Source organism: Micrococcus sp. GPGPB33, assembly GCF_037853785.1.
In the GTDB taxonomy this organism is placed as follows: domain Bacteria; phylum Actinomycetota; class Actinomycetes; order Actinomycetales; family Micrococcaceae; genus Micrococcus; species Micrococcus luteus.
This window is the reverse complement of sequence record NZ_JAQMWO010000002.1, coordinates 2,248,993-2,262,090: the sequence shown is the minus strand read 5'-3', so window position 1 is coordinate 2,262,090 and position 13,098 is coordinate 2,248,993. Positions and strand designations below refer to the sequence as shown.

The following is a 13,098-nucleotide window of genomic DNA, read 5'->3' as shown; positions in this document are numbered from 1 at the left end:
CGCCGGGTCGTGCGTGCCCGGGCCGGGTGGGCCATCATGGCCGGTATGACCGTGTCCCGTCCCACCGTCCCCGTCTCGCCGGTGCATGCCCTGGCCCCGCCGACGCTCGGGCAGGTCCTCGAGGTCGTCCAGGGGCTGTGGCCGCGGGAGCTGGCGGAGCCGTGGGACGCCGTCGGGCCGGTGGCCGGGCGCCCGGAGGCCCCGGTGCGGACCGTCCTGTGGGCGCTGGATCCCGTGCAGGCCGTGGCCGACGAGGCCGTCGCCCGCGGGGCCGACCTCGTGGTCACCCACCACCCGCTCCTGCTGCGCGGGACCTCGTCCGTCGCCGCCGTCGGACACGCCGCCGCCGCGAAGGGCCGCCTGCTGCACACCCTGATCGAGCACCGCATCGCCCTGCTGGCCGCGCACACCAACGCCGACGTCGTCGTGGACGGCGTCTCGGACGTGCTGGCCCGTGCCGTCGGCGTCACCGGAGCGCTCTCGCCCCTGACGGCCTCCGCCGCCGGCACCGGGGCCGAAGGCATCGGCCGGGTGGGCGACCTGCCCGAGGAGACCGACCTGGCCGCCTTCGCCCGGGCCGTGCACGCGGCGCTGCCCGCCACGGCCGGCGGCGTGCGCGTGGCGGGCGACCCCGCCCAGCGCATCCGCCGCGTCGCCGTGTGCGGCGGTGCCGGAGACAGCCTCTTCGACGCGGTCCGCGCGTCCGGTGCGGACGTCTACGTGACCGCCGATCTGCGCCACCACCCGGCCTCGGAGGCCCGGGAGACGGCCGCGACGGGGGAGGGGCGTCCTGCGCTCGTGGACGTCTCGCACTGGGCGAGCGAGTCCCTGTGGCTCGAGCACGGCGCCCGCGCCCTGGAGGCTGCCCTGGCGGAGCGGGGACTGGGCGTCACCACCCTGTTCTCAGATCACCGCAGCGACCCCTGGGACTTCCTGGTCGGGGGAGAGCGGGCCGACGAGGGGAGTCACGCGTGAGTGAGGTCACCGCACCGCCGGCGGTCCAAGCCCGGCTGCTGGAGCTGCAGGAGCTCGACACGGCCCTGGATCAGGCCCGCGCCGCCGTCCGTCGGCTCAAGGCGGACCCGGAGCACGCCCGGCTGCGCGCCCGTGCGCAGGAGTTCGAGGAGGCGCTGCCCGGTCTGCAGGACGCCGCCCGCACCGCCGACCGGGCGGGGGCCGAGGCCACCGAGAGGGCCGCCGCCACCCGCGCCCGTCGGGACCGGACCCGAGAGCGGCTCGAAGCGGGCCAGGGCGGGTCCAAGGAGCTGCAGGCCATGCAGCACGAGGACGATACGCTCACCGCGCTGCTCGATGATCACGAGGCCGCGGCCCTCGAGGCCATGGAGGCCGCCGACGCCGCCGAGTCCCGGCTCGTGAAGGGCCAGGCTGCTCTGGAGCAGGCGCGGGACGAGGTCGAGGCCCGCGCGGCGGAGGTGCGCCGCGTGGGGCAGGCCGTGACCCAGCGTGGCCGGGACCTCATCCAGCGCCGGGCGGCGTTGGCCGCGGAGTTCCCCGCGTCGTTGCTGGCCCTGTACGAGCAGGCGCGGGAGCGCAACGGCGGCATCGGCGCGGCCCGGCTCGTCGGGAACCGGTCCGCGGCCGCGGGCACGGAGCTGTCGCCCGCGGAGGTCGCGCGCATCCGGGCCCTCCCGCCGGCCGCCGTCGCCCGTTGCCCCGAGTCCGGCGCCATCCTCATCCGGGACTGACCCCGGGCCCCGCCCCCGGCGCGATCAGTAGAGTGGGGGGCCGCGTCGGACGGCGCGACCACGGACACGAGGAGGCGCACGGTGAGCGGACGAGTCCTGCAGGTGGAGGCCGACGGCGGGTCGCGGGGCAACCCCGGCGTCGCCGGCTATGGTGCCCTGGTGCGCGACCCGGCCACGGGCGAGATCCTCCGGACCGACGCCGCCCCGCTGGGGAAGGCGTCGAACAACGTGGCCGAGTACTCCGGGCTCGTGGCCGGGCTGCGGATGGCCCGGGACCTCGACCCCGAGGCGCGGGTGCACGTGCTGATGGACTCCAAGCTCGTGGTGGAGCAGATGTCCGGGCGGTGGAAGATCAAGCACGAGGACATGCGGCGCCTCGCGGCCGAGGCCCGGTCCGTGTTGCCCCCCGAGCGCGTCACCTACGAATGGATCCCGCGCAACCGGAACAAGGACGCCGACCGCCTCTCCAACGAGGCCATGGACGCCGGCGCGCGGGGCGGCCAATGGGACGCGGGCGCGTCCGAGGTGCCGGTCGCGGCCCCCGCGGCCGCGGGGTCGACCGCCGCGGAGGCGTCCACGACCCCCGCATCGGCGGTGGCCGGGTCCGGCCTCGACGCGGACGCGGACGTCCGGGCCGTGGAGGCGGACGGGCCCGACGCCGTCGCCTCGCCGGAGGGTGCGACCCCGGCGCCCGCGCCCACGGGCCGGCTGCACCACGTGGAGATCTGGGTCGCCGACCTCGCGGCGGCCGAGGCGAGCCTCGGCTGGCTGTTCGGCGAGCTCGGCTACGTGCCGGGCGAGGGGTGGGCCGAGGGCCGGACGTACCAGGGGGCGGGGGAGTACCTCGTGCTCGAGGCCGGGCCCGACGTCGCCGCGGGCGCCCACGAGCGCACCCGCCCGGGCCTGAACCACCTGGCCTTCCGGGCCGGATCGCGCGCCCGCGTGGACGAGCTCACCGCCGCCGCGCGCGACCGGGGGTTCCGCCTGCTCTTCGAGGACCGCCACCCGCACGCCGGGGGAGCGGACCACTACGCCGCCTACCTCGAGACCGCGGACGGCTTCGAGGTGGAGCTGGTGGCCGTCGAGGACTGAGGCCGCGTCCGGGCAGACCGCGCCTCGCCCGGGGTCACCCCTCGGGCAGGATCACCCGCAGCGCGCCGGGCTTCGCGCCGGACGGCCGGGCCAGCTCGACCTCCCAGCCGTGGCCGTCCCCGGCCCGCGCGACCACGTCCGCCACGCGGTCCAGCGTCGAGGTCTCCCGCGCCCCCGCCTCCAGGAGCGCGCGGGCCACGAGGCCGCGGGTGTGCTTGGCGAAGTGCGAGACGACCGTACGCTGGCCGTCGCGCAGCTGGAACACGTCCACTGCGAGGGTCCGCTCCGCCGGTGCCCGCCACTGGGCCGCATAGCCGCCGGAGCGGCAGTCGACGACGGGCCCGCCGTCCCGTGCGGCGAGCGCGTCGAGGGCGGGGGTCAGGACGGGGCGCCAGTGCGCGGCCAGCCCGGGCAGCCCGGGCAGCTTCGCGCTGACGGGCAGCCGGAAGGCGGGGATCCGGTCCGCCAGCGCGGTGGCGCCGAACAGCGCGGAGAAGACCAGCACGGACGCGCGGGCGCGGCGCTTCGCCGCCGCGGACAGGGAGGCGTGGTCGAGCGCATCGAAGAGCACGCCCGTGAACACCCGGTGACCGGGCGCGGCAGGGGCCGAGGCCAGGCGCGTGTTCGCCTCGACCTCGCCGGTGAGCGACGCCCCGACGCCGAGAGCCGCCAGGGCATCCGGGGCGGCCGAGACCGCGGCGAGCCGCGTGAGCAGGTCCGCGCGGGCGCCCGTCACCGCGGCGTCATCGGCCAACGCGAGGGCATCGAGGTCGAGCGGGGCCCCGGAGCGGGGCGCGGTCTTGCCCTCGGAGGGCGGCAGCAGGATCAGCACCGGGCCAGCCTAGCCAGGCGCCCCGGGCCGACGTCGTCGTCCGGACCTGGCACAGTGGTGGGGTCCGCACAGCCGCCCCGCATCCCAGGAGTCGCCCGATGACCGCCATGAACGTGTTCGGCGTGGTGTACCCGTTCGTCCTGCTCGTGATCGCGGCCGCCGTGTGGCTCGGGATCCGCTCCAGTGGGCGGGAGCGCACGCACGCCTCCGCTCTGGAGCAGCGCCTGCGGGAGCGCACCTTCACGGGGCAGGACCGCGTGACGCTCGAATGGCCGCGGGACCGGCGACGCCCGAGCCTGGCGAAGGTCGTCTCGATCGGCGAGTCGTACGGGTACCGCCTGCTGGACAAGCGGGAGCGCGAGCACGTGGTGGAGCTCGAGTTCGAGCGGATCCTCGACGACGAGGGGTTCTGACCCTCGCCGGGGGCCGTGAGGCGGGACGGACCGGCTGTAAGCCGGGTTCTGTGCCTCGCGCGCGTTGCCCCGCGCGAGGTGACGGCCATCCATCTGGGCCCGCCATCGCTGACGGGCTCGAGCGGCCAACCCGGACGCTGGGGCGAGCAGCCCTCGTGACGCGTCCTGTTCGGCCTTGCACCGGATGGGGTTTACCGAGCCGGCCCCGTCACCGGGGCCGCTGGTGGTCTCTTACACCACCCTTTCACCCTTACCGCCGCGCCAGCGGCGCGGAGGCGGTCTTCTCTCTGTGGCACTGGCCCGCGGGTCGCCCCGGGTGGATGTTGTCCACCATCCTGCTCTGCGGTGCCCGGACTTTCCTCGCACCCCCGCAGGGGCACGCGGCCGTCCGCCGATCCGTCCCGACCGACCAGTCTACGCCCCGCCGAGGCCGCGGGGGCGCTCCGGACGTGTCCTCACTTAGAATGGAGGCGTCCGCCGACAACGAGGTCGGGGGATGGGGCCTGCCCAGGACGGCCCCGCCAGGTTTCAAGGAAGGACTCCCGTGGCAGACACCGCCTCGACCCAGACCCCTGAGTGGAACACGCAGCAGAAGCTCGCGGAGAAGATGGTCCCCCTGCTGGGCACCCTGTACCGCGAGCACAACGTGGTCACCTCGATCTACGGGCGCTCCCTCGTGAACCGCGGCGTGATCGACATCATCAAGGCCCACCGCTACGCCCGCCGCGTGCAGGAGGCCCCGCTGAGCGTCGAGTCCACCTACCCCCTGGTCGAGGCGATGGCTGCGATGGACCTGGGCGCCGCCACCGTCGACCTGGCCGAGCTGGCCGCCAAGCAGAAGGCCTCGGGGCAGGACGTCCAGGCCTTCCTGGACGCCGAGCTCGCCGAGGTCAAGGGCAAGGCCGGTGAGGGCCTGGGCGAGACCCAGGACGTCGTGCTCTACGGCTTCGGTCGCATCGGCCGCCTGCTGGCCCGCATCCTCCTCGACCACGCCGGCGGTGGCTCCAAGCTGCGCCTGCGTGCCGTCGTCGTGCGCAAGAACTCGGAGGACGACCTGATCAAGCGCGCCTCCCTGCTGCGCCGCGACTCGATCCACGGCCCGTTCGACGGGACGATCGTGGTGGACGAGGACCGCGACGTGATCACCGCCAACGGCACCGAGATCCAGGTCATCTACTCGAACGACCCGACCACGGTGGACTACACCTCCTACGGCATCAAGGACGCGCTGGTCGTCGACAACACCGGACGCTGGCGCGACGACGAGGGCCTGTCCCAGCACCTGCAGGCCAAGGGCGCCGCGAAGGTTCTGCTGACCGCCCCGGGCAAGGGCGAGATGAAGAACATCGTGTTCGGCGTGAACTCGGACGACATCACGCCCCAGGACACGATCGTCTCGGCAGCCTCCTGCACCACCAACGGCATCACCCCGGTGCTCAAGGTCATCCAGGACGACTACGGCATCGACCACGGCCACGTGGAGACCGTGCACGCCTACACCAACGACCAGAACCTCGTGGACAACTTCCACAAGGGCGCCCGTCGTGGCCGTGCCGCCGGCATGAACATGGTCCTCACCGAGACCGGCGCCGCCAAGGCCGTGGCCAAGGCCCTGCCCGAGCTCAAGGGCAAGCTCTCCGGCAACGCCATCCGCGTCCCCACCCCGGACGTGTCCATGGCCATCCTCAACCTCGAGCTGACCAAGCCCACCTCGGTGGAGGAGCTCAACGCCCGCCTGAAGCAGGAGTCCCTCACCGGCCCCCTGCGCGGCCAGGTCGGCTACGTGGACTCCCCGGAGGTCGTGTCCACCGACTTCGTCGGCTCGGACCGCGCCGGCGTCGTGGACGGCCTGGCGACCCTCGTGAACAACGACGGCAAGAACGCGATCCTCTACGTCTGGTACGACAACGAGTACGGCTACTCGCACCAGGTGATCCGCGTGGTGGAGAAGATGGCGGGCCAGCAGGTCCCCGCCTTCCCGCAGGCCTGACCCGCAGACGACCGACGGCCCGTCCCCGCGGAGGGGACGGGCCGTCGTCGTGTGCCGACCGGGTCGGACCTCGAGCCGAGGCTCAGGCCTCGTCGTCCCCGTGGTCGCCGTCGGGGCCGTGCTCGTGGTCCGCGTGGTCGTCGGCGTCATGGCCGAAGGGGTCCTCGTCGGTACCGGGCAGCCACGTCACGCCGGGCACGTTCAGGCGCTCGGCCCGCTGCGCGCGCTTCCAGCGCCGCTGCCACTTGCCCTCGAGCCGGTTCACGTAGAGGGTGCCGTTGAGGTGGTCGTACTCGTGCTGCATGATGCGCGCGAACCAGCCCTCGGCCTCGAACTCGAACATCTCGCCGTCCACGCGCTGGCCGGACAGGCGCACGCGGGTCGGGCGCTGCAGGGGGAAGCCGAGCCCGGGCACCGAGAGGCAGCCCTCGGTGTGCTCGTCCGGGTGCGGGTCCTCCCGCGGCGCCTTGTCCAGGTGGGTCAGCACGGGGTTGATCACGTGGCCCACGTTCGGCGCGTCGCCGGAGTCCGGGAACGTCCACGTGAAGATCCGCAGCCCGACCCCGACCTGCGGGGCGGCCAGGCCCACGCCGTGCGCGGCGTCCTGCGTGACGTACATGTCCTCGATCAGCTCGCGGATCTCGTCGTCGATCACCTCCACCTCGGCCGCGCGCCTGTGCAGCACGGGCTCGCCGTAGACGGTGATGGGACGGATGGAGGCCATGGCACTGCGCTTCCCGGCCCGGGCTGCGGGCCTGCGTGGGTAGGAGGACGGGGGGAGTCCCCAGCCTACCGCCGGGGACATCACGACGACGGCGGTCATTCCGCGGCAAGGGCCTCCAGCGCATCCGGGTTCAGCAGCGTCACCCGCGGGCCCTCGATGGCGATCAGGCCGTCGTCGGCGAGGCGGCGCAGCCCGCGGCTGAACGCCTCGGGGGTGGTGCCCAGCAGCGAGGCGACGTCCTTCTTCGGCGCGGCCAGCACCACGACGAGGTCGGCCTCGTCCCGGAGGGCCGGCAGGCCGAGCAGATGTCCGGCGATCCGCGCGGTGACAGGCTGACGCTCCCATGCCAGCCGTTGTTCCGCCTCGGCCAGGCGGACGGCCAGCGCCCGCATCACGCGTCCCCCGATGCCCGGATGCTCGGCCAGGAGTCGGGCGACCTCGGCGTGGGAGAAGGTGCACAGGCGGGTCGCGACCACGGCGCGCGCCCCGTGCCGGGCCGGCTCGCCCGTGAGGAACTCGTGCTCGCCCACGGAGTCGCCGGGCTCGACCATCCGCACCACGCGTTCCCGGCCGGTCGCTGAGCCGAGCGTCAGCGCCAGGCGGCCGCTGTGCACGACGCACAGGCGGTCCGTGCGGTCACCGGCCAGGTGCAGGGCATCGCCGGCCTCGAGCACGAGCGGCCGCGCCAGGGCGGAGACCCGGCGCAGCTGCTCCAGATCCAGCCCGGTGAACAGCGGGACCCGGGCCGCGCACGGCTCTGGTTCGTCCATGGGGGCGAGGGGCAGGTCCATACGCACGCCATCAGCCTCCCACACGGCGGCTTGACCGCGGTCAAGGCGGGCCCGCCGTCCCCTTCGTAGCGTCAGTGACATCCCCGGAGGCCGGGGATCGGACCGGGCACCCGCCCGTCCGCTCAGCCTCATCGGCGGCCGCGCCGGTGACGACCCACAGGAGTGACCATGACCGCCACCACGCACACCCTGCTCCGCGCCGAGGGCTTCAGCTGCCCCTCGTGCGTCCGGAAGATCGAGAAGGCCCTCGACGCCCTGCCCGGCGTGACCGGCGCGCAGGTCCACTTCGAGACCCAGCGCATCGAGGTCGACCACGACCCGCAGACCACCACTGCCCAGGACCTCGTCGAGGCCGTCGCCAAGGTCGGCTACACCGCCCGGCCGTCGGCCTTCTGACACCGCCCCGCCCCCGACGAACGGAGTCCGCCATGTCCACCCCCGCCGTCACACGTCCGGGCCGCCCTCGTGCCCGGTTCGCGTTGTCCCGCCGCTGGCGGCGCCCCGTGGTGGCCGGCCTGCTGATCGCCGTCTCGCTCGTGCTGGCGCCCGAGCAGCTGGCCCACGGGACCGGACACCTCGTGGCGGCGGGCCTGATGCTCGCCGCCGCCGTCGTGGCCGGCCTGCCGATCGCGCGCGACGCGATCGCCGCCCTGCGGGTGAAGACCGTCGGCATCGACCTGCTCGTCGCCACCGCCGCGATCGGCGCGTCACTGCTCGGCAATTTCTGGGAGGCCGCCGCCGTGACCTTCCTCTTCGCCCTCGGCCACGCCCTCGAGGACGCGACCCTGTCTCAGACTCGCTCGGCGCTCGCGGACCTCGTCTCCACGGCGCCCGAGACCGCCGTCGTCGTGGACGCAGACGGGACCCAGCGCACCGTGCCTGCCCACGAGGTGGCCCCCGGCGCGACCGTCCTCGTCAAGGTCGGCGCTCGGGTGCCGGTGGACGGCGTGGTGCTCACCGGGGTCGGCGCCGTGGACGAGGCATCCATCACGGGCGAGTCCATCCCGGCGGAGAAGACCGACGGTGACGCCATGTACGCGGGCACCGTCGCCACGGCCGGCCTGCTGCAGGTGCAGGCCCGGGGCGTCGGCGCCGACACCACGCTGGCGCGCATCATCCACCGCGTCGAGGCGGCGCAGGAGGCCCGTGCGCGGACCCAGCAGTTCATGGACCGCTTCTCCCGCTGGTACACCCCGGCGATCATGGTGCTGGCCTTCGCTACCGGCCTGATCACGCGGGACGTCCCCCTGGCCCTGACCCTGCTGGTCATCGGCTGCCCGGGCGCCCTCGTGATCTCCATCCCGGTCGCGATCGTGGCAGGGATCGGCCGCGGCGCCAAGGACGGCGTGCTCATCAAGGGAGGGGAGTTCCTCGAGCGCTCCGCTAAGGTCGACGCCGTCGCCGTCGACAAGACCGGCACCCTCACGTCGGGCACCCCCGAGCTGACAGACGTCGTCGCGTTCGAGCCCGGGGCCGAGGACGAGGTGCTGCGCTGGGCCGCACGGCTCGAGGCGGCCTCGGACCACCCGCTGGCCGCGCCGGTCGTCGCGGCGGGCCGGGACCGCGGCCTGCTGGACGGCCCGCTGGCCACGGATGTGGACGTCGTCCTCGGCCGCGGGCTCACCGGAGAGGTGGACGGCCGCGTCGTCGCCGTGGGCAACGTGGCGCTGCTGCGCGAGCGCGGCGTGGATCCGGCCGCGACCGACCGGGTCGAGACCGTCGCGGCCGAGCTCGCGGAGGCGGGCCGGACCCCGGCGGCGGTCGTCGTCGACGGCATCCCGCTCGGCGTCCTCGCCATCGCAGACACCCTCCGGCCCGAGGCCGCGGGCATGATCCGGGCGCTGCACGGGATCGGCGTCCGCGAGGTCGTGATGCTGACCGGCGACCAGCCCGGCGTCGCGCAGGCCGTGGCCCGGCAGGTGGGCGTCGACGACGTGCGGGCGGGCCTGCTGCCCCAGGACAAGCTCGAGGCGATCGAGGCCCTGCAGGCCGAGGGCCGCGTCGTCGCGATGGTCGGTGACGGCGTCAACGACGCCCCGGCCCTGGCGACGGCGGACATCGGCGTGGCCATGGGCGCGGCCGGCTCCGGCGTGGCCATCGAGACCGCGGACATCGCCCTGATGGGCGACCGGCTCGAGCCGCTGCCGCAGGCGCTCGATCTGGCCCGGCGCACGGTGCGGGTGATGCGGCAGAACATCGCGATCTCCCTCGTCACCGTCGCGGCCCTGCTGGCCGGCGTCTTCACCGGCGGCGTCACGATGGCCGTCGGCATGCTCGTGCACGAGGCGTCCGTGCTGCTGGTCATCGTGAACGCGATGCGCCTGCTGCGGCGCCCGGGTCAGCCCAGGTCCACGACCTCGAACTCGAGCAGGTCGGCGCCCGTGGCGACCGGCGCCGGGCGGCCGCCCTGCTCGGCGGCGTGAGCGGCGGGCATGCGCCCGTCCCGCCAGCGCTGGAAGTCCTCCTCCGACGCCCACGTCGTGACCACGAAGTAGCGGTCCTCGCCCGCGGTGGGCCGGAGCAGCTGGAAGCCCTCGAAGCCCGGCTCCTGGTCCACCGCGTGCTTGCGGGCGGCGAACCGCTTCTCGAGTTCCGGGCCGGCGCCCTCGGGGACGCTGATGGCGTTGATCTTCACGACGGACATGGGCTGGCCTCCTCGTCGGCGGGGGTGCGGCGTCGGGTCGACGCCCTCACCGGCCGACTCTACGCCCGGCAGCGGACCGGGGATCCGTCGAGCGGTTGATGCCCGGCGGCGTCGCCCCTGCGACGCTGAGCCGTGGACTCGGCCGCCGGGCGGCCCCGCTCGCCATCATCGCCGACCTGCACCAGGACCTCACCGACGCGCAGTGGGTGAACAGCCTCTACGCCGTGCTGCTGGCCGCGCTGCTGCCCGTCCCGGAGACCCGCGGCGAGAAGAAGCGTCCCGGCGTCGACGTCGACGGCGCCCTGCTCAGCGCCATCACGTTCGGTGCGCTCGTGTTCGCCGTCATCGAGGGCCCGGACCTCGGCTGGTGGACCCCGAAGCAGGACCTGACGATCCTCGGCTGGGTCTGGTCCACGCGCGCCGATCTCGATCGTCCCCCTCGCGCTCGCGCTCGCGGTCGTGGTGCTCGCCCTGGGACTGTTCGTCGCGTCGGAGCGGCACCGCGAGAAGGTGCGCCGCTCGGCCCTGCTCGATCTCGGACTGTTCACGTTCTCGACGTTCTCGGGGGCAACGCCATCGCGGCCATGGTCGCCGTCGGTGAGTTCGCCCTCATCTTCGTGCTGCCGCTCTACCTCATCAACCCGCTCGGCCTGGACGTGATGGGGGCGGGCCTGGTCCTGGCCGCGATAGCCGCGGGCGCGTTCCTCTCGGGCGCCGCGGCCCGTCACCTGGCGGCCTGGCCTCGGCGCAGCTGACGGGCACCGTCTGCCAGGACATCCCCGTGGAGATCTCGGGTCAGGGCTCCGCGACGCAGAGCACGGTCCGACAGATCGGCTCAGCGCTGGGCACCGCGTTCGCCGGGGCCACCCTGTCCATCGCCCTCGCCGCCACGCTGCCCGCGGCCCTGGACGACGCCGGCCTCACCGGCTCGGCGGCCGACTCGCTCGCCGCGGCCACGCGGGACTCGGCCGGCACCACGATCCCGCAGCTGCGGGCGCAGGGGGAGCGCGGCCCGCTCGGGGAGCGCACGGGGGCCGCCGTCGACGCGCTCACGGCCGGCTTCGCCGACGCGACGCGCTGGGCACTGCTCATCGCGGCCGTGTTCCTCGTGCTCGGATTGATCGGCGCGCTGCGGCTGCGCCGAGCGTCCGGGAATCACTGAGCACACGAAGAAGCTCCCGGCATCCGCAAGGATTCCGGGCGCTTCGTGTGGGATGAGGGACGGGGATTGAACCCGGCTGGACACGCCCCGGCCTGGCCGAATCATGCGGGACGGTGGGCCACGCGCCCCGGTTTGAACAGGTCGTGTTCGGTGGACGGAGGCTACCAACCAGGGTTGCATTCGCATCCATCACCACCTCGCCTCCGAAGACCACCAGCTGTGCCTGCGCACCGTGGGGAGGTGGATGCACCGGCTGGGCATCTCCCGGTTGCCAGACCTCGCGCCCACGGGTGAGGACCTGCGCCAACGACCACAGAAGATCACCGCGAGAGGGCCGGGGCACATGGTGCACCTGGATGTGAAGAAAATCGGGCGCATCCCCGAGGGGGGCGGCTGGCGTGCTCACGGCCGGGACTCCGAGAACGCGCGAGCGGCCAAACGCGGGCCTGGCCGACGGGTCGGGTACACCTACCTGCACTCGGCGATCGACGGGTACACCCGCCTGGCGTACACCGAGGCGTTGGAGGACGAGAAGGCGGTGACCACGATCGGGTTCTTCTGCCGGGCGAGGGCGTTCTTCGCCGCCCACGGCATCACCGTGGACCGGGTGATCACGGACAACGGAAACAACTACCGGGCTGCGGACTTCACCGCGAAGGTGGTCTCGCTCGGGGGCCGGCATCACCGGATCCGCCCCTACACCCCGCGCCACAACGGGAAGGTCGAACGCTACAACCGGCTGATGGTGGACGAGGTCATCTACGCCCGCCCCTACACCTCAGAGCAAGCTCGGCGTGAGGCCCTGGCGGTGTGGGTGAACCACTACAACTACCATCGGCCTCATACCTCCTGCGGAGACGCTCCTCCGGCCTCACTGGCACCGACCCGAGTCAACAACGTCATGCCCTCCTACACCTAGCCTCGGTTCTGCTTGTCGTCCTCAGCGAGATAGGTCCAGATTTCACGGTGCCAGAGCCACCCTCGTCCGGATTCTTCGCTTACCACCCAAAGGTGGGTGACGATGGGATCAAGTTGCGGCGGACGCGACGGCACCATCTCTCCGCCGGGTGTTCGGTCAGGTGCCAAGCGGTGTAGCGGGCGGGCGACCTCGTACGGAGTGTCGTCGTCCAACCACACGAACAAGTGGCGCTCCTCTGTCGCCGTCGCAGACAACTTCTTAAGGTTGTCCTGCCGGGCGTTGAGTTCGGCTTCCAACCCCTGTAGCGCCTCGTCGTTGCCGCCAACTGTGCCACTGCTTCCGAGGCTCAGCACCACACGGTGAATGTGTGATTTCTCCGGTGTGGGGTCGTCACCAAGGGCGCCGGCACGCTTGACGCCTGCCTGTAGTAGAGCTTCGTACACGCCGGATAATGGCCCACCGCGCCGGACATGGATCGTCGCCTGATGGCTGGAGAAGTAGGTCTCACCGACTCCTTCGAGCAGAAGGAGGTGTGGAAGAGCACCTTGCACGAGGCTCTTCATCTTCGGTTGAGTTTCGGGGACCATGAGGACCCAACACGACCGTAGGCGCGATGACGCAGCGGATGAGCCGCGTGAACCTCGTGCCGCCGCTCGCCCGCGTCGCTTCTCCGCATCCGTGAACCGCGTGACCTCAAGCGCCACGGTTCCGTCTTGGGAAAGATAGTCGACACCGCCGGTCTTGTCGGCGTGCTCTAGTGATACATCCATCACGCGCTCAACCAGCGCCCGCGCCCGTGCTTCGTCTGGTCGTTCGCGGTTCATC

At 73.1% G+C, this 13,098-nt stretch carries 14 protein-coding genes, 1 other RNA gene and 1 pseudogene; 10 read left to right on the top strand and 6 right to left on the bottom strand.

Annotated features, from left to right (window positions below; all coding sequences use genetic code 11):
• Positions 1-45 precede the first annotated feature (45 nt).
• The 3 genes from POD19_RS10715 (at position 46) to POD19_RS10705 (ending at position 2,798) form a co-directional block, all read left to right on the top strand.
• On the top strand, positions 46-975 hold the full coding sequence (locus POD19_RS10715; protein WP_036312764.1) for a Nif3-like dinuclear metal center hexameric protein: 930 nt from the start codon (positions 46-48) through the stop codon (positions 973-975).
• Positions 972-1,706, top strand: a complete 735-nt coding sequence (locus POD19_RS10710; RefSeq protein WP_036312761.1) for a zinc ribbon domain-containing protein — start codon at positions 972-974, stop codon at positions 1,704-1,706. The genes POD19_RS10715 and POD19_RS10710 overlap by 4 nt, the downstream gene beginning before the upstream one ends.
• 81 nt (positions 1,707-1,787) lie before the next feature.
• Positions 1,788-2,798 (top strand): reverse transcriptase-like protein, encoded by a 1,011-nt coding sequence (locus POD19_RS10705; protein WP_036312758.1) that lies wholly within the window; start codon positions 1,788-1,790, stop codon positions 2,796-2,798.
• 34 nt (positions 2,799-2,832) lie between these two features.
• On the opposite strand, the gene POD19_RS10700 is transcribed toward POD19_RS10705, so the two are convergent.
• Positions 2,833-3,630, bottom strand: a complete 798-nt coding sequence (locus POD19_RS10700) for a YaaA family protein (RefSeq protein ID WP_036312755.1) — start codon at positions 3,628-3,630, stop codon at positions 2,833-2,835.
• Between the two features lie 98 nt (positions 3,631-3,728).
• Between POD19_RS10700 and POD19_RS10695 the strand changes: the two genes are divergently transcribed.
• Positions 3,729-4,043 carry a hypothetical protein gene (locus tag POD19_RS10695; protein ID WP_036312752.1) on the top strand — a complete coding sequence of 105 codons (315 nt, stop codon included), beginning with the start codon at positions 3,729-3,731 and terminating at the stop codon, positions 4,041-4,043.
• 21 nt (positions 4,044-4,064) lie between these two features.
• On the opposite strand, the gene rnpB is transcribed toward POD19_RS10695, so the two are convergent.
• An RNA gene (gene rnpB / locus POD19_RS10690) (RNase P RNA component class A) lies at positions 4,065-4,443 on the bottom strand.
• A 144-nt stretch (positions 4,444-4,587) separates the two neighbouring features.
• Here rnpB and POD19_RS10685 point away from each other — a divergent pair.
• Complete coding sequence (locus POD19_RS10685; protein ID WP_036312749.1) at positions 4,588-6,033, top strand: glyceraldehyde-3-phosphate dehydrogenase; 1,446 nt, start codon at positions 4,588-4,590, stop codon at positions 6,031-6,033.
• An 82-nt stretch (positions 6,034-6,115) separates the two neighbouring features.
• On the opposite strand, the gene def is transcribed toward POD19_RS10685, so the two are convergent.
• The gene (gene def, locus POD19_RS10680; protein ID WP_036312746.1) at positions 6,116-6,757 is read right to left on the bottom strand and encodes a peptide deformylase; all 642 of its coding nucleotides are present in this window, start codon (positions 6,755-6,757) and stop codon (positions 6,116-6,118) included.
• 95 nt (positions 6,758-6,852) lie between these two features.
• A complete protein-coding gene (locus tag POD19_RS10675) occupies positions 6,853-7,527 on the bottom strand; it encodes a Crp/Fnr family transcriptional regulator (RefSeq protein WP_260849637.1) in 675 nt (224 codons plus the stop codon).
• A 189-nt stretch (positions 7,528-7,716) separates the two neighbouring features.
• Here POD19_RS10675 and POD19_RS10670 point away from each other — a divergent pair, with 189 nt between their 5' ends.
• Together POD19_RS10670 and POD19_RS10665 are read left to right on the top strand one after the other, a co-directional pair.
• Positions 7,717-7,944: a heavy-metal-associated domain-containing protein gene (locus POD19_RS10670; RefSeq protein ID WP_010078881.1), complete on the top strand. Its 228-nt coding sequence runs from the start codon at positions 7,717-7,719 to the stop codon at positions 7,942-7,944.
• Between the two features lie 32 nt (positions 7,945-7,976).
• Positions 7,977-9,971, top strand: coding sequence for a heavy metal translocating P-type ATPase (locus POD19_RS10665; protein WP_390895466.1), 1,995 nt, complete (start codon positions 7,977-7,979; stop codon positions 9,969-9,971).
• On the opposite strand, the gene POD19_RS10660 is transcribed toward POD19_RS10665, so the two are convergent.
• The gene (locus POD19_RS10660; RefSeq protein ID WP_010078879.1) at positions 9,887-10,192 is read right to left on the bottom strand and encodes an antibiotic biosynthesis monooxygenase family protein; all 306 of its coding nucleotides are present in this window, start codon (positions 10,190-10,192) and stop codon (positions 9,887-9,889) included. The genes POD19_RS10665 and POD19_RS10660 overlap by 85 nt on opposite strands.
• A 98-nt stretch (positions 10,193-10,290) precedes the next feature.
• Between POD19_RS10660 and POD19_RS10655 the strand changes: the two genes are divergently transcribed.
• The 3 genes and pseudogenes from POD19_RS10655 to POD19_RS10645 all read left to right on the top strand — a co-directional run.
• The gene (locus POD19_RS10655) at positions 10,291-10,947 is read left to right on the top strand and encodes a hypothetical protein (RefSeq protein WP_051995171.1); all 657 of its coding nucleotides are present in this window, start codon (positions 10,291-10,293) and stop codon (positions 10,945-10,947) included.
• Positions 10,948-10,973: 26 nt separating this feature from the next.
• Positions 10,974-11,354: a hypothetical protein gene (locus POD19_RS10650; protein ID WP_051995170.1), complete on the top strand. Its 381-nt coding sequence runs from the start codon at positions 10,974-10,976 to the stop codon at positions 11,352-11,354.
• A gap of 181 nt (positions 11,355-11,535) precedes the next feature.
• Positions 11,536-12,273, top strand: a pseudogene (locus POD19_RS10645) (integrase core domain-containing protein); the annotation flags it as partial.
• On the opposite strand, the gene POD19_RS10640 reads toward POD19_RS10645, so the two are convergent.
• Entirely contained in the window at positions 12,270-13,097 is an 828-nt protein-coding gene (locus POD19_RS10640) for a hypothetical protein (RefSeq protein ID WP_144818391.1), read from the bottom strand. The pseudogene POD19_RS10645 and the gene POD19_RS10640 overlap by 4 nt on opposite strands.
• Position 13,098: the final 1 nt, after the last annotated feature.

Coding starts and splice junctions, on each gene's coding strand:
- POD19_RS10675 (WP_260849637.1), bottom strand. CDS start 7,527: ATGGACGAACCAGAGCCGTGCGCGGCCCGGGTCCCGCTGTTCACCGGG.
- POD19_RS10665 (WP_390895466.1), top strand. CDS start 7,977: ATGTCCACCCCCGCCGTCACACGTCCGGGCCGCCCTCGTGCCCGGTTC.
- POD19_RS10670 (WP_010078881.1), top strand. CDS start 7,717: ATGACCGCCACCACGCACACCCTGCTCCGCGCCGAGGGCTTCAGCTGC.
- POD19_RS10640 (WP_144818391.1), bottom strand. CDS start 13,097: ATGAACCGCGAACGACCAGACGAAGCACGGGCGCGGGCGCTGGTTGAG.
- def (WP_036312746.1), bottom strand. CDS start 6,757: ATGGCCTCCATCCGTCCCATCACCGTCTACGGCGAGCCCGTGCTGCAC.
- POD19_RS10695 (WP_036312752.1), top strand. CDS start 3,729: ATGACCGCCATGAACGTGTTCGGCGTGGTGTACCCGTTCGTCCTGCTC.
- POD19_RS10655 (WP_051995171.1), top strand. CDS start 10,291: ATGCCCGGCGGCGTCGCCCCTGCGACGCTGAGCCGTGGACTCGGCCGC.
- POD19_RS10660 (WP_010078879.1), bottom strand. CDS start 10,192: ATGTCCGTCGTGAAGATCAACGCCATCAGCGTCCCCGAGGGCGCCGGC.
- POD19_RS10715 (WP_036312764.1), top strand. CDS start 46: ATGACCGTGTCCCGTCCCACCGTCCCCGTCTCGCCGGTGCATGCCCTG.